A 22,225-nucleotide genomic window follows, 5' to 3' on the forward strand; every position below is an offset into this window, starting at 1 on the left:
GATGAGTGGCTTGCAACTGGATGCGATGATCGACGAGCTGACCCCGGTGCGGCGAATCGCGCCGATGCGCGGGCTGGCGATGGCGCTGGGCGTGGCGGCGGCGGTCACGCTGGCGGTGGCGGCCGGCGTCGGCCTGCGCCCCGATGTGGCGGGGTGGCGACCGGACGAAATGGTGTTGCTGCGCGGCGGTGCGCTGTTGTTGCTCGGTATCGCCACCATCGCGACGGTGGCGGCGAGCGCGCGGCCTGCGATCGGCCCACAGCGTACCGGCTGGCGCTGGGCACTGGCGGCTATGGCGTTGTTTCCGCTGAGCAGCGTTGCCTTGCTGATCGGCGGAGAGGCGTTCCCAGCAGCGGTGCTGACGGCCGAGACCGCGCGCTATTGCATCGGCATCAGCGTCGGTGGCGGTCTGGCGATCGGGGCTGCGTTGACCCTCTGGCTGCGGCAGGGCGCGGTGACCGACCTGCGTCGTGCAGGCTGGCTAGTCGGGCTGGGCGCGGGTGCGTTCGGGACCTTTGCCTATAGCCTCCACTGCCCCAGCGATTCGGTACATTATATCGCGCTGTGGTATTCGCTGGCGCTGGGCCTGTGCGCGGCGATCGGGCGGTTGAGCGTCCCGCGTTTGCTGCGGTGGTAAGCGACAGGATTCCCCTGGCACCCAGTTCCCCCTAAACCACTTGCACACGCATTGCCGCTAATCGGGGGCTGGCGCGTGATCAGGGGGACGGTGAATTGGCGGAGGGGAAGCAGAAGCGATACGCGCGCGTGCCCCTATCGACCCTGCGAATCGTTCCGCTCGATGCGATGACGCTGATCTATCACCGCGCGTCGGGCCAGACGCATGTCGTGGCCTCGCCGGTACCCGAACTGATCGAAATTCTGGATGAGACTCCGGGCGATGTCGCAACATTGCTTGCGCGGTTGGCCGAACGGTTCGATCTGGGCGATCCGGACCCGGAGGCGTTGACCGCGCGGCTCGACGAACTGGCCGATGTCGGCCTCGTGATCCGCGCATGAGATATTTCACCCGGCTACGCATCGGCCCCGTTGGCTTTCGCGTCGGTTCCGATTGGCGCGCGCCGATCGACCAGCTCGACGATCTCTACCGCGATTACCCCAAGCCCGATGACGGCATTGCCGATTTCAACGTGCGGCTGTTCGCCGCGCGGCCATGGCGGCGGTTCGTGCGGCCCGCGGTGATGATCGGAGGCGATTATACTATTCCTGACGCGCTGCCTTTGCCCGTCAACCTCGGCCTGCTGGCGGCGGAAATGGGGATGAATTTGCAGATGGCGCTGGCCCAGCGGCGTTATCTGCTGCTCCACGCATCGGCAGTTGAGAAGGACGGCAAGGCGCTGGTGATGACCGGGGTGTCGGGTGCGGGCAAATCGACGTTGGCGACGCTGCTGATGGCGCGCGGCTGGCGCTTCATGGGCGACGAATTCGCGCTTCTCGATCCCGAAACCGGGTTGATCCATGGCTTTCCCCGGCTGGTCAGTTTGAAGAACGAAAGCGTCGGTGTGGTCGAGCGATTGATGCCCAACGCGCGGTTCGGGCCGTTGCTGTCGGGGACACCAAAAGGGGATATCCGTCATGTCGTCCCCGACGCCCGGGCGATCGCGGCGATGGATGAGCCGGCAAAGCCCGCGCTGATCCTGTTCCCGCGATTCGGCTTTGCGAGTGAGGATCGCCCGGTGCTGCCGAGCGAGATTTTCGTGCGGCTGACCCAGGCGTCGACCAATTATGTTGCGATGGCCGAACGCGGTTTCGATGCGCTGAGGACGCTGGTGCAACGCGTGCCTGCGCGGGCGATCGATTACCCCGATACCGATGCGGCGGTTGCGCTGGTCGAGCGGTTGTGGAGGGAGTTGGCGTGACCCTTTTCCCACTCCGTCACCCCGGACTTGTTCCGGGGTCCACCGTGCAACAAGTACCGGCTTCTCAAATGGAGGAGTGGACCCTGGAACAAGTCCGGGGTGACGGTGGGTGGGTGGAATGACCGGTCTCCTCCTATCTAAAGTCCTGCGCGACCCGTCCATCGCCGCCACCCTCGACGCCGAGCATTGGTCCGGCCTGATCGCCGCGGCGCGTGCCGAGCAGATCGTCGGCACCCTCGCGCATCGTCTCGACGGCCTGTCGAAGCCCGACAGCGTCGCACGCATCCTCGCCGATCACCGCGCCTCCGCCGCTCAGGGCCGCACCGCGGCGTTTTGGGAGGCGGAGATGGCCCGCCGCGCGCTTCTTCCTCTCGGCGTGCCGGTCGTGCTGCTCAAGGGCACCGCTTATGTTGCCGCGGGATTGAAGGCCGGGCAGGGGCGGTCGATTGGCGACCTCGATATTCTGGTCCCGCGCGCGGCGATCGATGCGGTCGAGGTTGCGCTGCTGGCGGCGGGATGGGAATGGGTAAAGCCCGACCCGTATGACGATGCCTATTACCGCCAATGGATGCACGAATTGCCGCCGCTGATCCACCGCGAGCGGGATCGGATGATCGACGTGCACCATACCATATTGCCGCTGACCGCTCGGATTACACCCGATGCAAACGCGCTGATCGCCGACAGCGTGGCGCTGGAGAACGGGCTGCGCGTGCTGAACCCGGCGGACATGATCTGCCATTCGGTCGCGCATCTGTTCGCCGATGGCGATCTGGCGGGCGGATTACGGAATTTGTGGGATATCCACTGCCTGCTCGATGAATTTGCGGCTGAGGGGTTTGAGGCACGGCTGGCCGAACGTGCGCGGTTGCATGGGCTGGAGCGTGAGGTCGCCCGCGCGCTTCGATTGCGAGAAATGATGTATGGCAATGCCACAAGCCCGACGATGTTCGACCGCATCTTCCTGCGCCGCCTCACCGCTCGCGACGGCTGGGGGCGGCAGACGCGCAAGCTGACCGAACTGGCCTTTTATCTACGCTCGCACTGGTTGCGGATGCCGCCGGCGATGCTCGCGCGGCACCTGTGGACAAAGTGGCGTAAAGGCTATCGTCCGCCCGGTTGAAGCTATGGAAATCGCAAGCCAAACATGGCAGGGCGCTGCGAACGTCCGGGAGGAATAAGTGTCCACGCGTCCAGTCGCCGCCATCATCCTTGCCGCCGGCATGGGCACGCGGATGAAATCCGATCTGCACAAGGTGCTGCACCCGATCGCCGGGCGACCGATGCTGCTGCACCTGGTTGATACGGTGGCGTCGCTGTCGCCCGAGCGTACGGTGGTCGTGGTTGGCGCACGGCGCGAGCAAGTGGAGGCGGCGGTTGCCCCGCACGGCGCGCTGACCGCGCATCAGGCGGAGCAACTCGGCACCGGCCATGCGGTCGCGCAGGCAGAGGCGGCGCTGACAGGCTTCGACGGCGATGTTCTGATCCTCTATGGCGACGTGCCTTTGGTTTCGGCGGACACGATGCGGCGGATGCTCGACCGGCTGCACGACGGCGATGCGCCCGCCGCGGTGGTGTTGGGCTTCCGGCCAGCCGATCCCGGTGCTTATGGCCGGGTGATCGTCGATCCCGGTTCCGACCGCATCGCGCGCATGGTTGAATACAAGGACGCATCGGACGCCGAGCGTGCGGAGACGCTCTGCAATTCCGGTTTGATGGCAGTCGCTTCGCGCGATTTGTTCGCGCTGCTTGACAAAGTCGGTAACGATAATGCGGCGGGCGAATATTATCTGCCCGATATCGTCATGCTAGCAGTCGAAGCGGGCCGACATGCCGCCGTCATCAAAACGTCGGCCACCGAAGTCACCGGCGTCAACAGCCGCGGCGAACTCGCCGCGCTGGAGGGCGAATGGCAGGCCGCTCGCCGCGCGCGGGCGATGGCCGAGGGGGCAACCCTCGTCGCGCACGATACCGTATGGTTCGCGCATGATACGGTCGTCGGCCGCGACGTGGTGATTGAACCCAATGTCGTGTTTGGCCCTGGCGTGGCGATAGCCGATGGCGCGACGATCCGCGCCTTCTCACATCTCGAAGGCGCCACCGTTGGCGCGAATGCCGAAGTCGGTCCCTATGCGCGCCTGCGCCCCGGCGCGGTGCTGGCCGAGCAAGCGAAGGTCGGCAATTTCGTCGAGGTGAAGAAAGCCACGCTCGGCAAGGGAGCGAAGGCCAATCACCTGAGCTATATCGGCGATGCCGAGGTTGGCGCGGGCGCAAATATCGGAGCGGGGACGATCACCTGCAATTATGACGGCTTCTTCAAATACCAGACCGTGATCGGCGAGGGCGCGTTCATTGGATCGAACTCGGCATTGGTCGCACCGGTCAGCGTTGGCGCGGGTGCGATCGTTGCCGCCGGATCGGTGCTGACCAGGGATGTCGAGGCCGACGCGCTCGCGCTCGTCCGCCCCGAACAGAAATCGAAGCCCGGCTGGGCAAAGCGGTTCCGCGACGCGATGACCGCGAAGAAAAAGGGTAGCTAATCCATGTGCGGTATCGTTGGTATTCTCGGGCGCGAAGACGTAGCCGATCGGCTGCTCGACGGGTTGAAGCGGCTCGAATATCGCGGCTATGATTCAGCCGGGATCGCGACGATCCATGACGGCAGGGTCGAACGGCGCAGGGCGCCTGGAAAGCTTGCCAATCTCGCGAAAAAGCTGGCCGACGAACCATTGTCGGGCACGATCGGCATCGCGCATACCCGCTGGGCGACGCATGGCGCACCGACCGAGGACAATGCCCATCCGCACCAGGCTGGGCGGGTGGTGGTGATCCACAACGGCATCATCGAGAATTTCAAGGCGTTGCGCGATGAACTCGTCGCCGATGGCCGCACGTTCCATAGCCAGACCGATACCGAAGTCGTCGCCCATCTGATCGACCACGCCTATGACGAAACCGGCGATCCGGTTGCTGCGGTCCGCGATGTGTTGCCACGGCTTCACGGTGCGTTTGCATTTGCGATTCTGTTTGAGGATCAGCCCGAACTGCTGATCGGCGCGCGGCTCGGCTCGCCGCTAGTCGTCGGGCAGGGCGATGGCGAAAGCTATCTGGGGTCGGATGCGCTGTCGCTTGCACCGCTGACCCAACGCATCGCCTATCTCGACGAGGGCGACTGGGTGGTGATCCGCCCCGGCGAGACGCAGGTTTACGATGTCGAGAACAACCCCGTCGATCGCCCGATCACGCTGTCGGGCATCACCGGTGCGCTGATCGACAAGGGCAATCATCGCCATTTCATGCAGAAGGAAATCTACGAACAGCCGGTGGTCGTCGCCCAGACGCTGCGCTCGTATCTGCGTCCGCTCGAGGCGCAGGTCGCGCTGCCCGACATGGAATTCGATCTATCGACGGTCGAGCGCGTGGTGATCGTCGCGTGCGGCACCGCCAGCTATGTCGGGATGATCGGCAAATACTGGATCGAGCAGTTCGCGCGGCTGCCGGTCGAAGTCGATGTGGCGTCAGAATACCGCTACCGCGATCCCGTATTGCTGCCGAACACGCTGGGGGTGGTCGTCAGCCAGTCGGGTGAGACCGCGGACACGCTGGCAGCGTTGCGCCATATGAAGAATGGCGGCGTGACGACCGCGGGGATCATCAATGTGCCGACCAGCTCGATGGCGCGCGAAGTCGATCTGCTGATGCCCACCCATGCCGGGCCGGAAATCGGCGTTGCATCGACCAAGGCGTTCACTTGCCAGCTCGCGGTGATGGCCGCGCTTGCCGTCAATCTCGCCCGCGCGAAGGGTAAGCTGACGCGTGACGAGGAACGCGTGATCGTCGAGCATCTGACCGAAGTCCCCGCCGCGATCAACGCCGCGCTTCGCCACGACGACGATATCGCGGCGATGGCACACACCATCGCCGCCGCGCGCGACGTTCTGTATCTGGGGCGTGGGCCGGACTATCCACTGGCGTTGGAAGGCGCGCTGAAACTCAAGGAAATCAGTTATATCCACGCCGAAGGTTACGCATCGGGTGAAATGAAGCACGGACCGATCGCGCTGATCGACGAGCATGTCCCGCTGATCGTGATCGCGCCGTCGGGTCCGCTGTTCGACAAGACCGTATCGAACATGCAGGAAGCCCAGGCGCGCGGTGCGCAGGTCGTGCTGATCTCCGACGCGGAAGGGTTGGCGCAAGCGGGAGAGGATGCGGTCGCGACGATCGAGATGCCCAAAGTCCACCCGCTGATCGCGCCGATCGTCTATGCGATTCCGGTGCAGTTGTTGGCCTATCATGTCGCGGTCGCGAAGGGGACGGATGTCGACCAGCCGCGGAATTTGGCAAAGAGCGTGACGGTGGAGTGAGGGTCGCTAGCGCCTTGATCGCATTGATTTGGGCGGTGGCCGTTTTGTTAGGCTTCTATGGCTACGGATGGTCAGGCCTTCGCGCTAGCCTATTCGATTTCGACCGTGCTGAGATCGAGTCACAAATCGTCGCTTGGATCCTATTCCTCGGATCGCCGCTGCTCGCGGCTTACCTATGGCAAGCAGCGCCTAAGCAAACTTAGTTACCCCATCCGTTCGTTTCGAGCGAAGTTGAGAAACGCTGGCTCCGCGCTTGGATTACGTTTCTCGACTTCGCTCGAAACAAACGGGGTGGGGCAGGGGTGCCTATCCTCCCAATAACGCGATCAGAACCGGATCGCGGGTGCCGCGCGGGTCGGCGCGGATGCCCGCTTCCTCACGCCCGATCGCGCGAAAGATTGCGCTGCTCGCCGATCGGGCAGCGCTATCGGCGAGCCAGCGATAATCGAATCCGGTCTGTGCGCCGAGTGCCGCGCTCATGATCTCGAATGCGTCGGACCGCAGCCCGCCTGAGAATTCGGGAAACATCGCCTGAACCAGCGCGCCGCCGGTCTGGCGTTCAAGCAGGTCGGTCGCCGCGGTCGGCCCGCCGCGCAGTACCGATACCGCGTCGGCGATCGTCATCCGCCGGACCGAATCAAGTATGATCGGCGCAGCGTGGTCGGCGGCGTCCACCGCAACGTCGTTCAGCGCAATCGCGATCTGGCGACGCACCGCGCTGGTGCGCAGGATCGCGGACAGCACCGCGCCCGATCGGTCGCCTTCGAAATCGGGTATTTCGATCCGGGTAAGTTGATCGTCGTAAAAGCCGCCGGGCTGGATCAGTCGCTGAAACGCGCGCTGGCTGGAGACGATCATCAGACGGCGCACGCCTTCATCGAGCGTATAGCCACCCATCGGTGTCGCGCATGCGCTCAACCCAATGATCGGCGCAATTGCCGCGAATGCCATCAACCGGCGGCGATCGAGCCGCACCTGATCGACCTGTTCCATCGTCCACCTCACCTGATCTGTCCCTGGGATCGCGATGCCAAACACTCGCTTGCCCCGGCCTGAACGATCGGCAGCCCGGGCTTGTGCCACCCGACCCGTTGCCGCACACAAGTGTAAATCGGAACATAGGGGATGAGTATGAAGCGGTTGAAACTCGCAATCCTGGCGAGCGCGATGCTGGTGAGCCCGGTGATGGCGCAACAGGTGCCCGCGCCCGAGGTCCGACAGGTCGGCACCGCGCGGCTGGAGAATGTCCCCGAAATCCCCGCCGATGTGCGCGAGGCCGTGCAACGTTACCAGAACAGCCGCTCGGCCGAGTTCGAGGATTGGCTGGCCGACGGGACGATGCTGATTCGCACGCGTTTCGGCACCTCCAACCAGCTCCACCATGTCGCAGCACCGGGGGCGAGCCGGGAGCAATTGACCTTCTTCTCCAGTCCCGTCGCGGGCGCGACCACGATTCCCGGCACTCAGCGTTTCGTGATGACGCGCGACACCGACGGCGACGAGTGGTTCCAGCTTCATGTCCGCGGGCTGACCGGCGACTCCGTGCAGGTGACCCAGCCGGGCACACGCAACGGATCGCCGGTCGTCAGCGAAGACGGACGGATGCTGGTGTGGACCACCGCGACCAAGGGCAGCGCGGCCTATACGCTCAACGCCGTCGATCTGACCGCGATCACGCCTACGCCGCGCGTGCTATACAAATCCGATGGCGCGATCGGCGCGAGCGACCTGTCCGCAGACAAAGGCCGCGCGCTGTTCACACGCACCCTGTCGAACCGCGAAAGCCAGATTTTCGTGCTCGATACCGCGACCGGACGGGCAACCCGGATCGCGCCGAATGCGCCCGCCGCGCGCTACGACAGCCCGCGCTTCCTGGCCGACGGCAAGACGATCCTCGCCATTTCGGACCGCGACAGCGATGTCCGCCGCCTGGTCGAAATCGACATCGCGAGTGGCCGCGAACGCGTGCTGACCCTCGACCTGAGATGGAATGTCGAGGGCTATGATTTGTCGAAGGGCGGGCGCGTGCTCGCCTATGTCGTCAACGAGGACGGGTTTTCGCGTGTGGTGGCGCAGGACCGGATCACACGGCGAGCGCTGCCTCAGCCGGAGTTGCCGCGTGGCGTGGTATCCGCACTCAAATTCTCGCCCGAAGGCGACCGGCTGGCGATCGGCCTGTCCTCGGCGACTTCGGCGGGCGATGTCTGGGCATGGGATGTTGCGGGGGGGGACCTCACCCGCTGGACCATGTCGGAACTCGGCGATCTCGACCCGGCGGAACTGGCCGAGCCCGAACTGATCCGCTTCAAATCCTTCGACGGTCTGTCGGTCCCGGCCTTCGTCTATCGCCCCAAGAATATTCCGCCCGGCCAGAAGACGCCGGTCATCATGGACATTCATGGCGGCCCCGAAGCGCAGACGCTGCCGATCTGGAATTACGGCGCGCAATATTTCGCCGATGCACTTGGCGCGACCGTGATCCTGCCGAATGTTCGAGGGTCGGACGGCTACGGAAAACGCTATCTCAACCTCGACAATGCCGAAAAGCGCGAGGATTCGGTCAAGGATATCGGCGCATTGCTCGACTGGATCGAAAGCCAGCCGGGCCTCGATGCGTCGAAAGTCGCGGTCTATGGCCAATCCTATGGCGGCTATATGAGCCTGGCGGTCATGACCCATTATTCGGATCGGCTGGTCGGCGGGGTCAATCGCTATGGCATCAGTGATTTCGTGACGTTTCTGGAACGCACCGAAGCCTATCGTCGCGACAATCGCCGCGCCGAATATGGCGACGAACGCGATCCCGAAATGCGAAAGGTCTTCGCCCGCATCGCGCCGATGGCGAACATCGCCAAGATCACCAAACCGATGCTGGTGATGCAGGGCGCGACCGACCCGCGCGTGCCGCAATTCGAAAGCGATCAGGTCGTCGCCAAGCTGCGCGCGAACGGCATCGACACCTGGTATGTGCTGTTCGCCGATGAAGGACACGGGTTTCAGAAGAAGGAAAACAACGACCTTCGCCGCGAAGTCGAAACGGTGTTCCTGAGGAAGCTGTTCGCGGGGGGCGGGGAGTGACGCTCAACACCGCGCAGTGGCTATGGCTCATCGCGACATGTGCCGTGATGGCATCCATTTTCGCCGACCTGGCAGGCTTCGTTGAAATTCCGCCGATCTACTGGCTGACCGGATCGATCGGGCTGACCGTCATCGGCTGGCGCGTCATGCCGATGCGCGAGATCGAGGCGGCGTGGGAGAAGCAGCGCAGTCGTTAGCGCGGAATGGCCTTACCCAGGGGCAATGAAGCGCCACCATCCTCCGGCGACAACGACCCAATCGCATTTGCCCCAAACGAAAACCGCCGCCGGGATCGCTCCCGACGGCGGTTTTTTGTGTCACATCACCGGGCGGACCCGGCGAGGGGTTTATTCCTCGCCTTTGCCGTCCTGAACCGCCATTTCGGCGAGCGGGCTGTCGCCGATCGCGGCTTCCGGACCCTGGGCCAGTTCGGCCTCATGCTCTTCGGCCGCCGTGGCAGGGGCGATCATCGCTTCCTGCAACTTGCGCTGCTGGGCACGAAGCGCCGCATCGCGCGACGAAGCCGCGACGCGCAGGCGGTTCATGCCCGCACCCGTGCCCGCCGGGATCAGGCGCCCGACGATGACGTTTTCCTTCAGGCCGAGCAGGGTGTCCTGCTTGCCCTCTACCGCCGCCTGCGTGAGCACGCGGGTGGTTTCCTGGAACGACGCCGCCGAGATGAAGCTGCGGGTCTGCAACGACGCCTTGGTGATGCCGAGCAGAATGGGCTTGCCCTGTGCGGGTGCCTGGTTCTTCTCCAGCTTGGCGTTGATCGCGTCCATTTCCTCGCGATCGACCTGTTCGGCCGCCAGCAGCGTGGTGTCGCCGCCGTCGGTGATCTCGACCTTTTGCAGCATCTGACGAACGATCGTTTCGATGTGCTTGTCGTTGATCTTCACGCCCTGAAGTCGGTAGACTTCCTGGATTTCCGACACGAGATACTCGGCCAGAGGCTCGATGCCCATGACTTCGAGGATGTCGTGCGGATCGGGCGAGCCGCCGATCAGATTGTCGCCGCGCTTGACGTAATCGCCTTCCTGGACGTCGATCACCTTCGACTTGGGCACCAGATATTCGACGACGTCGCCGCCATCCTCGGGCTGGATGCCGATCTTGCGCTTTGCCTTATAGTCCTTGCCGAACACCACGCGGCCAGAGACCTTGGCGATGATCGCATTTTCCTTGGGCTTGCGCGCTTCGAACAGTTCCGCGACGCGCGGCAGACCACCGGTGATGTCGCGGGTCTTGGCCGATTCACGGGCCACACGGGCGACGACGTCGCCTGCCTGGACCACGGCATTGTCCTCGACCGAGAGCACCGCGCCGGGCTGAAGCATGTAACGTGCGGTTTCCCCGCTGGCATCGTCGAGCAGGGTGATGCGCGGACGCAGATCCTCCTTCGAACGGGCCGAGGCGCGGAATTCGATGACCACGCGCTGGGTGATGCCGGTGGCTTCGTCGGCCTGTTCGGTGAGCGTCTTGCCCTCGATCAGGTCCTGATACTTCACCGTACCGCCGGTTTCCGTGATCACCGGTGCGGTGAACGGATCCCATTCGGCCATCCGGTCGCCCTGGGTCACGATATGGCCGTCGTCGAACATGACATAGGCACCGTAGGGAATACGGTGAACCGCCTTTTCACGGCCATCCATGTCGACGATCGCCATCTCGCCCGAACGGCTGAGCACCACACGGCGACCGCGCTGGTCGACGATGATACGCAGGTCGCGGAATTCGACCTTGCCGTCCGACGATGCTTCCAGGTTCGACGTTTCGTTGAGCTGCGCCGCCCCGCCGATGTGGAAGGTCCGCATCGTCAACTGGGTGCCGGGCTCGCCGATCGACTGGGCGGCGATGACGCCGACGGCTTCACCGATGTTCACCGGGGTGCCGCGGGCCAGATCGCGACCATAGCATTTGCCACAGACGCCGATCTTCGATTCGCACACCAGCGGTGAGCGGATCTTCATGCCCTGAAGCCCGATGCCCTCGATCTGCACGATATGCGCCTCATCGAGCAACGTGCCGGTGGGGATCACAACCGCATTGGTCTTCGGATCGACGATATCCTCTGCCGTGGTGCGGCCCAAGATACGCTCGCCGAGCGACGCGATGGTCGTGCCGCCCTGAACGATCGCACGCATTTCCAGCGCGCGTTCGGTGCCGCAATCCTCTTCGACGATGACGCAATCCTGCGAAACATCGACCAGGCGGCGGGTCAGGTAACCCGAGTTCGCGGTTTTCAACGCCGTATCCGCAAGACCCTTCCGGGCGCCGTGGGTGGAGTTGAAGTATTCGAGGACGGTCAGGCCTTCCTTGAAGTTCGAGATGATCGGCGTCTCGATGATCTCGCCCGAAGGTTTGGCCATCAGTCCGCGCATACCCGCAAGCTGCTTGATCTGAGCCTGCGAACCACGCGCACCCGAATGCGCCATCATGTAGATCGAGTTGATCGGCAGTTCGCGACCCGTTTCGGGGTCGATCTTCACCGACTTGATCTGGTCCATCATGGCGTTCGCCACCTGGTCGCCGCAACGGCTCCAGGCGTCGATCACCTTGTTGTACTTTTCCTGCTGGGTGATCAGGCCGTCCTGATATTGCTGCTCGTAATCCTTCACCAGCGTGCGGGTTTCATCGACCAGAGCGATCTTGGCTTCGGGAATGATCATGTCGTCCTTGCCGAACGAAATGCCCGCCTTGAACGCGTGCTTGAAGCCCAGCGCCATGATCCCGTCTGCGAACAGCACGGTCTCTTTCTGGCCGGTGTGACGATATACTTCGTCGATCACGTCGCCCACGTCCTTCTTGGTGAGGAGGCGGTTGACGGTTTCGAACGGAACACGGTGTGCCTTGGGCAGCTTTTCGCCCAGCAACATGCGGCCCGGCGTGGTCTCAAAGCGCTTCAGATACTCGTTGCCATCGGCATCGACCTGCGGAACGCGCGCCGTGATCTTGGTGTGGAGCGTGACCGCCCCGGCGTCGAGTGCCTGATGCACTTCTTCCAGACCCGACATGATCATGCCTTCGCCGGGCTCGTTTTCCTTCATGATCGAAAGATAATAGAGGCCCAGCACCATGTCCTGCGACGGCACGATGATCGGCTTGCCGTTTGCGGGCGACAGGATGTTGTTGGTCGACATCATCAGCACGCGCGCTTCCAACTGAGCTTCGAGGCTCAGCGGAACGTGGACGGCCATCTGGTCGCCGTCGAAGTCGGCGTTGAATGCCGAGCAGACCAGCGGGTGAAGCTGGATCGCCTTGCCTTCGATCAGCACGGGTTCGAACGCCTGGATCCCCAGACGGTGAAGCGTCGGCGCACGGTTCAGGAGGACGGGATGCTCGCGGATGACTTCATCCAGGATATCCCAGACTTCCTTGCGCTCCTTCTCGACCCACTTCTTCGCTTGTTTCAGGGTCATCGAGAGACCCTTGGCGTCGAGGCGCGCATAAATGAACGGCTTGAACAGCTCGAGCGCCATCTTCTTCGGCAGGCCGCACTGGTGCAGCTTGAGTTCGGGACCGGTGACGATGACCGAACGACCCGAATAATCGACGCGCTTGCCGAGCAAGTTCTGGCGGAAGCGGCCCTGCTTGCCCTTGAGCATGTCGGACAGCGACTTCAGCGGACGCTTGTTGGCGCCCGTGATCGTGCGACCGCGACGGCCGTTATCGAACAGCGCGTCGACGGCTTCCTGCAACATGCGCTTTTCGTTGCGGACGATGATGTCCGGCGCGCGCAGTTCCATCAGGCGCTTCAGGCGGTTGTTGCGGTTGATGACGCGGCGATACAGATCGTTCAGATCCGACGTCGCGAAACGGCCGCCGTCGAGCGGCACTAGCGGGCGCAGTTCGGGCGGAATGACCGGCACGACGTCGAGGATCATCCATTCGGGGCGGTTGCCCGAATCGATGAACGATTCGACGACCTTCAGCCGCTTGATGATCTTCTTGGGCTTCAGTTCCGACTTGGTGACCGCGAGTTCGTCGAGCAGGTCCTTGCGCTCGCCCTCCAGGTCGAGGTCCATCAGCATCTGCTTGACGGCTTCCGCGCCGATCCCGGCGGTGAAGGCGTCTTCGCCATATTCGTCCTGCGCGCTGAGGAGTTCGTCCTCGGTCAGCAGCTGATAGCGCTCAAGCGCGGTAATGCCCGGCTCGATGACGATATAGGATTCGAAATACAGCACCCGCTCAAGTTGCTTCAACTGCATGTCGAGCAGCAGGCCGATGCGCGAAGGCAGCGATTTCAGGAACCAGATGTGCGCGACGGGTGCTGCGAGTTCGATATGGCCCATCCGCTCGCGGCGAACCTTCGACACGGTGACTTCGACGCCGCACTTTTCGCAGACGATGCCCTTGTACTTCATCCGCTTGTACTTGCCGCACAGGCATTCGTAATCCTTGATCGGACCGAAGATGCGCGCGCAGAACAGGCCGTCACGCTCGGGCTTGAACGTGCGGTAGTTGATGGTCTCGGGCTTCTTGATCTCGCCGAAGCTCCACGAGCGGATGCGGTCCGGGGACGCGATGCCGATCTGGATCTGGTCGAAGGTTTCCGGCTTTGCCACCGGGTTCGCGAAATTGGTCAGTTCGTTCATTTTCTCATTCCTCGCTGGGAGGGGAATTCATCAAACCCGTTCGTCTCGAGTAGGGATCGAGCTTGTCGAGAGCCCGTATCGAGAGATCCCTCGATACGCCTTCTCGACTTCGCTCGAAGGCTACTCGGGACGAACGGCAAGAAAGCTCATTCAGCCGCGATCGCTACGCCGTCGTCGTCGAGTTCCTCGATCGACTTCAGCTCGACGTTCAGGCCCAGCGAGCGCATTTCCTTGACGAGCACGTTGAAGCTCTCCGGAATGCCCGCCTCGAAGGTATCGTCGCCCTTGACGATCGCTTCATAGACCTTGGTGCGGCCGATCACGTCGTCCGACTTCACCGTCAGCATTTCCTGCAAGGTGTACGCCGCGCCGTAGGCCTGGAGTGCCCAGACCTCCATTTCGCCGAAGCGCTGGCCACCGAACTGCGCTTTACCACCGAGCGGCTGCTGAGTGACGAGCGAGTACGGCCCGATCGAACGCGCGTGGATCTTGTCGTCGACCAGATGGTGGAGCTTGAGCATGTAGATGATGCCCACGGTCACCTTGCGGTCGAACATCTCGCCGGTGCGTCCGTCGAACAGGTCCGACTGGCCCGACGTGTCGAGCCCGGCGAGTTCCAGCATGTCCGACACGTCGCTTTCGCGCGCGCCGTCGAACACCGGCGTGCCCATCGGGACGCCGTTTTTCAGATGCCCTGCCAGCTCGACGATCTGATCCGCCGAGCGCGAATCGATGTCGCCATGATAACGGTCGCCGTAGATGACCTTCAGACGATCCTTGACCGGCTCGGGCATGGTGCCCGGGGCGGCGTTCGGATTGTCCTCGCGCCATTTCTCCAGCGCTTGGGTCACCTGCTGGCCCAGACCGCGTGCGGCCCAGCCAAGATGGGTTTCGAAGATCTGACCGACGTTCATGCGCGACGGCACGCCCAGCGGGTTGAGCACCAGATCGACCGGCGTCCCGTCTTCGAGGAACGGCATGTCCTCGATCGGCAGGATGCGGCTGATGATGCCCTTGTTGCCGTGACGGCCGGCCATCTTGTCGCCCGGCTGCAGCTTGCGCTTCACCGCGACGAAGACCTTGACCATCTTGAGCACGCCTGGTGGCAGCTCGTCGCCACGTTCCAGCTTCTCGCGACGATCGTGGAACTTGTCCGTGATCTTCTTCGCCGCTTCGTCGTACTGGCCCTTCACGGCTTCCAGGTTCGACTGCATCTGGTCGTCGGCGACGCCGAACTTCCACCATTCGTGACGGTCGACCTGATCAAGCAGGTCTTCGGTGATTTCCGAACCCTTCTTGATGCCCTTGGGGGCCGAAGTCGCCGTCTGGCCGAGCAGCATTTCCTTCAGGCGCGACCAGGTCGCACGGTTCAGGATGCCGCGTTCGTCGTCCGAGTCCTTCTTAAGGCGCTCGATTTCCTCGCGCTCGATCGCCATCGCGCGCTCGTCCTTGTCGATGCCGTGGCGGTTGAACACGCGCACTTCGACGACCGTCCCGGCCACGCCCGGCGGCAGGCGAAGCGAGGTGTCGCGCACGTCGCTGGCCTTTTCACCGAAGATTGCACGAAGCAGCTTTTCTTCCGGCGTCATCGGCGATTCACCCTTGGGGGTGATCTTGCCGGCCAAAATATCGCCCGGTTCGACCTCTGCACCGATATAGACGATGCCCGCTTCGTCGAGGTTGCGAAGCGCTTCCTCGCCGACGTTCGGGATGTCGCGGGTGATGTCTTCCGGCCCGAGCTTGGTATCGCGCGCCGCAACTTCGAATTCCTCGATATGGATCGAGGTGAAGACATCGTCCTTGGCGATGCGCTCCGAGATCAGGATCGCGTCTTCGTAGTTATACCCGTTCCACGGCATGAACGCGACCAGGCTGTTGCGGCCGAGTGCGAGTTCGCCCAACTCGGTCGAGGGGCCGTCGGCAAGGACTTCGCCCGCCTTGACCACATCGCCCACCTTCACCAGCGGACGCTGGTTAATGCAGGTGTTCTGGTTCGAACGCTGGAACTTCATCAGCGTGTAGATGTCGACGCCGCTTTCATTGGCATCGACTTCGCCGGTGGCGCGGATGACGATACGGGTCGCATCGACCTGATCGACGACGCCAGCACGCTTGGCGGAAATCGCCGCGCCCGAATCGCGTGCGACGGTCGATTCCATGCCGGTGCCGACGAACGGTGCTTCGGCTTGGACCAATGGCACCGCCTGACGCTGCATGTTCGAACCCATCAGTGCGCGGTTGGCGTCATCGTTTTCCAGGAATGGAATGAGCGATGCCGCAACCGAAACGAGCTGTTTGGGGCTGACGTCCATCAGCGTGACCTGATCGCGCAGCGCCATCAGGAATTCACCCGCCTGACGTGCCGACACCAGATCTTCCGCGAACGAACCGTCCGCGTTCAGCTCTGCCGACGCCTGCGCGACGGTGTGCTTCTGTTCTTCCATCGCCGACAGATAGACGACGTCGTTGGTCACCTTGTTATCGATGACCTTGCGGTACGGCGTTTCGATGAAGCCGTATTTGTTGACGCGGCTGAACGTCGCGAGGCTGTTGATCAGGCCGATGTTCGGGCCTTCCGGCGTTTCGATCGGGCAGATGCGGCCATAATGCGTCGGGTGAACGTCGCGGACTTCGAAGCCCGCACGTTCGCGCGTCAGACCGCCTGGCCCAAGCGCCGAAACGCGACGCTTATGCGTCACTTCTGACAGTGGGTTGGTCTGATCCATGAACTGCGAAAGCTGCGACGAACCGAAGAATTCGCGCACCGCGGCAACCGCAGGCTTGGCGTTGATCAGGTCGTTCGGCATGACCGTCGAGACGTCGACCGACGACATGCGCTCCTTGACCGCACGTTCCATGCGGAGAAGACCGACGCGGTACTGGTTTTCGAGCAATTCGCCCACCGAACGCACGCGGCGGTTGCCGAGATTGTCGATGTCGTCAACTTCGCCCTTGCCGTCCTTCAGGTCCACGAGCGTCTTGACGACCGCGAGGATATCCTCGGTACGCAGCGTCGTGACCGTGTCTTCGGCATCGAGGTCTAGGCGCATGTTGAGCTTGACGCGACCCACGGCCGACAGGTCGTAGCGATCGGGATCGAAGAACAGGCCAGCGAACAGCGATTCCGCGGTTTCCAGCGTCGGCGGTTCGCCGGGACGCATGACGCGGTAGATGTCCGACAGCGCTTGCTGGCGCTCCTCGGCCTTGTCCACCTTCAGCGTGTTGCGAATCCAGGGACCGGTCGAGACATGGTCGATGTCGAGCAGTTCGATCCGGTCGATCCCAGCCTTGTCCAGCACTTCGAGATTTTCGGCCGAAACTTCGTCGCCTGCCTCGATATAGATCTGGCCGGTGGATTCGTTGATCAGGTCATAGGCGCTGTAGCGACCGAAGATTTCCTCGGTCGGGATCAGCAGGTCGGTCAGGCCGTCCTTGGCTGCCTTGTTGGCAGCACGCGGCGAAATCTTCTGACCCGCGGGGAATACAACTTCGCCCGACTTGGCATCGACGATGTCGAACATCGGCTTTTGCCCGCGCCAGTTTTCGGCGGCGAACGGAATTTGCCAGCCATCGGGACCGCGCACAAAGGTGACGGTGTTGTAGAAATGGCTGAGAATATCTTCCGACGACAGGCCCAGCGCGTAGAGCAGGCTGGTGACCGGCAGCTTGCGCTTGCGGTCGATGCGGACGTTGACGATGTCCTTGGCGTCGAACTCGAAGTCGAGCCACGAACCGCGATACGGGATCACGCGCGCGGCGAACAAATACTTGCCCGATGCGTGCGTCTTGCCGCGGTCATGGTCGAACAGCACACCCGGCGAGCGGTGCATCTGCGACACGATCACGCGTTCGGTGCCGTTGATGAAGAAGGTGCCGTTGCCCGTCATCAGGGGCATGTCGCCCATATAGACGTCCTGCTCCTTGATATCGAGGACCGAGCGGGCATCCGTATCGGGATCGACTTCGAACACGATCAGGCGAAGCGTGACGCGCATCGGCGCGGCATAGGTTATCCCGCGCTGGCGGCATTCTTCGACGTCGAACTTCGGCGGCTCGAGTTCGTAAGTGACGAAATCCAGCTCGGCGGTGCCGGCGAAATCGCGGATCGGGAAGACCGAGCGAAGCGTCTTTTCCAGACCCGACACGTAATTGATCGACGGGTCGCTGCGCAGGAACTGTTCGTAGGATTCGCGCTGAACCTCGATCAGGTTCGGCATCTGCACCACTTCGTGGATGTCGCCGAACACCTTGCGGATGCGGCGCTGATACGTGCCGCGATCGCCTGCGCGCGGCTGAACGCCGCTGTCGGTTGCCTTGGTCGCCATAGAGAATTTGCCTCGATCTTGATCGTGCGTAAATGTCATGCCCGGCCATACGGTCGGATTTCAGACGCAGGAAAAGACGCAAAAAGCCGCGGGCTTCCGTATCGGAAAGCCGCAGCTTTTCAGCGTCCTGAACCCGGCTGATCATCCGTAGGACACACTGCGCGACGGCGCATCCTGTCTCGATCCATGCTGGGGTGTGACGGGGATATAGGCGTGGGGAGGGGGTGTGTCAATTTTCAGCGTAGGGATTCGAGGCTTCAGTCGGTGTGATCGTTCACCGCCGCGAACACCCGGTCCGCCCATTCCATCCGGCAGATCAAAAGGTCGGGCACGCTGGTTGACCGCGCGTTATAGGTGAGCGGTGATCCATCGATGCGCGAGGCGTGCAACCCGGCTGCAAGGGCGACCGCGGCAGGCGCGCAATTGTCCCATTGATGCTGGCCGCCCGAATGGAGATAGATTTCGGCCTCTCCCAGCACCACTGCCATCGCTTTCGCGCCCGCCGATCCCATGGGGATCGTCTCCGCACCGATCACGTCGCGAACCGAGGCACAGAGTTGGCTGGGGCGGCTGCGGCTGACCAGCATTCGTGGGGGTAAAGCGGGCGAGGGCAGGGCAGGCGGCTTATCGCTCGCCAGCACGATCCCACGAGCGGGAAGCGCCACTGCGCCGATCGCGGGCACGCCACCGATCGACAGCGCGACATGCACCGCCCAGTCGCCACGCCCTTCGCCAAACTCCCGCGTGCCGTCCAATGGGTCGATAATCCAGACGCGCCGCGCCTCAAGCCGGGACAAGTCGTCCGCCGATTCCTCTGACAGGATCGCATCGTCGGGTCGGGCATCGTGCAGCCGGTCCAGGATCAGGCGATTGGCCTCGGCATCTCCGCGTGCGCCCGCATCCGCGCCGCCTTCACGCTGGATCGCAACAAGCAGCTTGCCCGCTTCTTCCGCGATGGCCGCGGCCAGCCGGGCGTCGCTCACAGGCTCGGCACCCAGGCGCCAACCAGCCGTTCGACGATAGCCTCGGCGGCATCCTCTGGCGTGGTCAGCGTCGTATCGATGCGAATATCGGGCCGTTCGGGCGCTTCATAGGGGCTGTCGATTCCGGTGAAGTTCTTGAGGCTGCCGGCACGCGCTTTCTTGTACAGCCCCTTCACGTCGCGGCGTTCGGCCTCCGCCAGCGGCGTATCGACGAAGATCTCGACGAACTCGCCCTCCGGCAGCATCGCGCGCACCATGTCGCGTTCGGCGCGGAACGGGCTGATAAAGGCGGTCAGCACGATCAGCCCGGCATCGGCCATCAGCTTCGCAACCTCGCCGACGCGGCGGATATTCTCCACCCGGTCGGCATCGGTAAAGCCCAAGTCGCGGTTCAGCCCGTGGCGAACATTGTCGCCGTCCAGCAGGACGGAATGTTTGCCCAGCGCGTGGAGCTTTTTTTCGACCAGATTGGCGATAGTTGATTTCCCCGATCCCGACAGGCCGGTGAACCACAGCACGGCAGGCCGCTGACCCTTTTGCGCGGCGTGGGCGTCACGGTTGATCTCGATCGCCTGCCAATGGACGTTTTGCGCGCGGCGCAGGCTGAAATTGACCATACCCGCCGCGACGGTCGAATTTGTCAGCTTGTCGATGAGGATGAAGCCGCCGAGATCGCGATTCTCTGCGTAAGGCGCGAACGGAATGGGGCGGTCGGTATAGACCTCGGTCACGCCGATATCGTTGAGGTCCAGCGTCTTTGCCGACAGCGTGGCCATGGTGTTGACGCACACCACATGCTTGGGCGGCTGGATCGTCGCGCTGACCGTGCGTGTCCCCGATTTAAGCCAGTATGCGCGGCCCGGCAGCAGCGCCTCGTCGGCCATCCATACGATCGTCGCTTCGAACTGGTCGGCGACTTGCGGCGGATCGTCGGCGGTCGCGATCACGTCGCCGCGCGAGCAATCGATTTCGTCGGCCAGGGTCAGCGTGACCGATTGGCCTGCGCCAGCCCGTTGCAGATCGCCATCGAACGTGACGATCCGGTCGATGGTCGATGTGCGTCCGGACGGCAGCACGCGGACGGCGTCGCCCGGCTTTACGGTGCCGCTGGCGATCAACCCCGCAAAACCTCGAAAATCTAGATTGGGGCGGTTGACCCATTGCACCGGCATTCGGAATGCGGCTTCGCGCGCGACGTCGCGCGCGACCTCGACCGTTTCCAGATGATCGAGCAGCGCCGGGCCATCGTACCAAGGCGTCGCATCGGACTTGGCGGTGATATTGTCGCCGCCCAGCCCGGAGATGGGAATGGCGGTGAATGCCTCGATCCCGATCGACGTGGCAAAGGCGCGGTAATCGGCGACGATCTCTTCGAACCGCGCTGAATCGTAACCGACAAGGTCCATCTTGTTCACCGCCAGCACGATGTTCCGAATGCCGATCAGGTGCGCGAGGTAGCTGTGCCGCCGCGTCTGGGTCAGCACGCCCTTTCGCGCATCGATCAGGATGACGGCCAAATCGGCGGTCGATGCGCCGGTCACCATGTTGCGGGTATATTGCTCGTGCCCCGGCGTGTCGGCGACGATGAACTTGCGTTTTTCGGTCGCGAAGAAGCGATAGGCGACGTCGATGGTGATGCCCTGCTCGCGCTCGGCGGTCAGCCCGTCGACGAGCAGGGCGAAGTCGATTGCCTGGCCTTGGGTGCCGACGCGCTTGCTGTCCGCCTCGAGCGCGGACAGTTGATCCTCGAAAATCTGCTTCGAATCGTAAAGGAGGCGGCCGATCAGCGTCGATTTGCCGTCATCGACCGAACCGCAGGTGATGAAGCGAAGCAGGGATTTTTGCGCATGCTGGGCGAGATAGGCGTCGATGTCTGACGCGATGAGGACGTCGGGGCGGTATGCTGTCACTGGATCCTCCCCGGTACGGGGAGGGGGACCATCCGCAGGTTGGTGGAGGGGGGTCGACGCAGACGTTGCGCTGCGTGGCGCTCCCCCTCCGTCAGCGCTGCGCGCTGCCACCTCCCCGTGCCGGGGAGGAACTTATGCTCGCCCATCAGAAGTATCCTTCCTGCTTTTTCTTCTCCATCGATCCGTCGCCGGCATCGCGGTCGATCGCGCGACCCTGACGTTCAGAGGTGGTCGTCAGCAGCATTTCCTGGATGACCTGGTTCAATGTCGCGGCTTCGCTCTCGACCGCGCCGGTCAGCGGATAGCAACCCAGCGTGCGAAAGCGGATCGAGCGCGTCTTCGGAACCTCGCCGGGCGCCAGACGGAACCGATCGTCATCAACCATCAGCAGCATCCCGTCGCGCTCCACGGTCGGGCGCGGCGCGGCGAAATAGAGGGGCACGATCTCGATCCCCTCGCGCAGGATATATTGCCAGATGTCGAGTTCGGTCCAGTTGGACAGCGGGAACACGCGGATGCTCTCACCTTTGGCCTTGCGTGCATTGTAGAGGTGCCAGAGTTCGGGCCGCTGCGCCTTGGGGTCCCATCGGTGGCTGGCGGAGCGGAACGAGAAGATGCGCTCCTTGGCGCGGCTTTTCTCCTCATCGCGCCGCGCGCCGCCGAACGCCGCGTCGAAGCTGTATTTGTCGAGTGCCTGCTTCAGGCCCTCGGTTTTCCAAAGGTCGGTATGCAGGCTGCCGTGATCGAACGGGTTGATGCCGCGCTCGATTGCTTCGGGGTTCTGGTGGACAATCAATTCCATACCCGCGTCCGCCGCGGCCTTATCCCGCAGATCGTACATCGCCCGGAACTTCCACGTCGTATCGACATGCATCAGCGGGAAGGGCGGGGGGGCCGGGAAGAACGCCTTCTTGGCCAGATGCAGCATGACGGCCGAATCCTTGCCGACCGAATAGAGCATTACCGGACGTTCGGCCTCGGCCACCACTTCGCGCAGGATGTGGATGCTTTCGGCTTCGAGATCGTCGAGATGCGTCGGCTGAGCGGCCAAGATATGCTCCGGTTCGCGTGGGCAGGGTTGCCGCACGCG

At 63.1% G+C, this 22,225-nt stretch carries 14 protein-coding genes; 8 read left to right on the forward strand and 6 right to left on the reverse strand.

Features of this window, described 5'->3' with window-relative positions:
• The first annotated feature begins 1 nt into the window (after position 1).
• From ENHY17A_RS10120 to glmS, 6 genes are all read left to right on the forward strand, one after another.
• Positions 2-637, forward strand: coding sequence for an NrsF family protein (locus ENHY17A_RS10120; protein WP_159712404.1), 636 nt, complete (start codon positions 2-4; stop codon positions 635-637).
• A gap of 128 nt (positions 638-765) precedes the next feature.
• Positions 766-1,017, forward strand: a complete 252-nt coding sequence (locus ENHY17A_RS10125; RefSeq protein WP_236547861.1) for an HPr-rel-A system PqqD family peptide chaperone — start codon at positions 766-768, stop codon at positions 1,015-1,017.
• Complete coding sequence (locus ENHY17A_RS10130; RefSeq protein ID WP_159712405.1) at positions 1,014-1,877, forward strand: HprK-related kinase A; 864 nt, start codon at positions 1,014-1,016, stop codon at positions 1,875-1,877. Before ENHY17A_RS10125 ends, ENHY17A_RS10130 begins: the two co-directional genes overlap by 4 nt.
• Before the next feature lie 118 nt (positions 1,878-1,995).
• On the forward strand, positions 1,996-3,000 hold the full coding sequence (locus ENHY17A_RS10135; protein WP_159712406.1) for a nucleotidyltransferase domain-containing protein: 1,005 nt from the start codon (positions 1,996-1,998) through the stop codon (positions 2,998-3,000).
• A 58-nt stretch (positions 3,001-3,058) separates the two neighbouring features.
• Complete coding sequence (gene glmU, locus ENHY17A_RS10140; protein WP_159712407.1) at positions 3,059-4,417, forward strand: bifunctional UDP-N-acetylglucosamine diphosphorylase/glucosamine-1-phosphate N-acetyltransferase GlmU; 1,359 nt, start codon at positions 3,059-3,061, stop codon at positions 4,415-4,417.
• Positions 4,418-4,420: 3 nt separating this feature from the next.
• Positions 4,421-6,244 carry a glutamine--fructose-6-phosphate transaminase (isomerizing) gene (gene glmS / locus ENHY17A_RS10145; RefSeq protein ID WP_159712408.1) on the forward strand — a complete coding sequence of 608 codons (1,824 nt, stop codon included), beginning with the start codon at positions 4,421-4,423 and terminating at the stop codon, positions 6,242-6,244.
• Positions 6,245-6,550: 306 nt separating this feature from the next.
• Here glmS and ENHY17A_RS10150 read toward each other — a convergent pair whose 3' ends face one another.
• A complete protein-coding gene (locus ENHY17A_RS10150) occupies positions 6,551-7,237 on the reverse strand; it encodes a DUF4197 family protein (RefSeq protein WP_236547862.1) in 687 nt (228 codons plus the stop codon).
• 132 nt (positions 7,238-7,369) lie between these two features.
• On the opposite strand from ENHY17A_RS10150, the gene ENHY17A_RS10155 reads away from it, so the two are divergent.
• Complete coding sequence (locus tag ENHY17A_RS10155; protein ID WP_236547863.1) at positions 7,370-9,322, forward strand: S9 family peptidase; 1,953 nt, start codon at positions 7,370-7,372, stop codon at positions 9,320-9,322.
• 47 nt (positions 9,323-9,369) lie between these two features.
• On the forward strand, positions 9,370-9,519 hold the full coding sequence (locus ENHY17A_RS10160; RefSeq protein WP_236547864.1) for a hypothetical protein: 150 nt from the start codon (positions 9,370-9,372) through the stop codon (positions 9,517-9,519).
• Positions 9,520-9,669: 150 nt separating this feature from the next.
• Here the strand turns inward: ENHY17A_RS10160 and rpoC are convergent, their stop codons facing one another.
• The 5 genes from rpoC to cysD form a co-directional block, all read right to left on the reverse strand.
• Positions 9,670-13,917 carry a DNA-directed RNA polymerase subunit beta' gene (gene rpoC, locus ENHY17A_RS10165; protein WP_159712413.1) on the reverse strand — a complete coding sequence of 1,416 codons (4,248 nt, stop codon included), beginning with the start codon at positions 13,915-13,917 and terminating at the stop codon, positions 9,670-9,672.
• 146 nt (positions 13,918-14,063) lie between these two features.
• Entirely contained in the window at positions 14,064-18,242 is a 4,179-nt protein-coding gene (gene rpoB / locus ENHY17A_RS10170; protein ID WP_159712415.1) for a DNA-directed RNA polymerase subunit beta, read from the reverse strand.
• A gap of 257 nt (positions 18,243-18,499) precedes the next feature.
• Positions 18,500-19,225, reverse strand: coding sequence for a 3'(2'),5'-bisphosphate nucleotidase CysQ (locus ENHY17A_RS10175; RefSeq protein ID WP_159712417.1), 726 nt, complete (start codon positions 19,223-19,225; stop codon positions 18,500-18,502).
• Complete coding sequence (gene cysN, locus ENHY17A_RS10180) at positions 19,222-21,135, reverse strand: sulfate adenylyltransferase subunit CysN (protein WP_159712419.1); 1,914 nt, start codon at positions 21,133-21,135, stop codon at positions 19,222-19,224. Before cysN ends, ENHY17A_RS10175 begins: the two co-directional genes overlap by 4 nt.
• 145 nt (positions 21,136-21,280) lie before the next feature.
• Positions 21,281-22,186: a sulfate adenylyltransferase subunit CysD gene (cysD, locus tag ENHY17A_RS10185; RefSeq protein ID WP_159712421.1), complete on the reverse strand. Its 906-nt coding sequence runs from the start codon at positions 22,184-22,186 to the stop codon at positions 21,281-21,283.
• Positions 22,187-22,225: the final 39 nt, after the last annotated feature.

Origin of the sequence: Sphingomonas sp. AX6 (assembly GCF_902506605.1) — a bacterium.
Taxonomy (GTDB): Bacteria; Pseudomonadota; Alphaproteobacteria; order Sphingomonadales; family Sphingomonadaceae; genus Sphingomonas.

Excerpts from the sequence above, each read along its gene's own strand:
- ENHY17A_RS10135 (WP_159712406.1), top strand. The coding sequence starts at position 1,996 with ATGACCGGTCTCCTCCTATCTAAAGTCCTGCGCGACCCGTCCATCGCC.
- ENHY17A_RS10150 (WP_236547862.1), bottom strand. The coding sequence starts at position 7,237 with ATGGAACAGGTCGATCAGGTGCGGCTCGATCGCCGCCGGTTGATGGCA.
- ENHY17A_RS10120 (WP_159712404.1), top strand. The coding sequence starts at position 2 with ATGAGTGGCTTGCAACTGGATGCGATGATCGACGAGCTGACCCCGGTG.
- ENHY17A_RS10155 (WP_236547863.1), top strand. The coding sequence starts at position 7,370 with ATGAGTATGAAGCGGTTGAAACTCGCAATCCTGGCGAGCGCGATGCTG.
- ENHY17A_RS10130 (WP_159712405.1), top strand. The coding sequence starts at position 1,014 with ATGAGATATTTCACCCGGCTACGCATCGGCCCCGTTGGCTTTCGCGTC.
- rpoB (WP_159712415.1), bottom strand. The coding sequence starts at position 18,242 with ATGGCGACCAAGGCAACCGACAGCGGCGTTCAGCCGCGCGCAGGCGAT.
- glmS (WP_159712408.1), top strand. The coding sequence starts at position 4,421 with ATGTGCGGTATCGTTGGTATTCTCGGGCGCGAAGACGTAGCCGATCGG.
- ENHY17A_RS10160 (WP_236547864.1), top strand. The coding sequence starts at position 9,370 with ATGGCATCCATTTTCGCCGACCTGGCAGGCTTCGTTGAAATTCCGCCG.
- rpoC (WP_159712413.1), bottom strand. The coding sequence starts at position 13,917 with ATGAACGAACTGACCAATTTCGCGAACCCGGTGGCAAAGCCGGAAACC.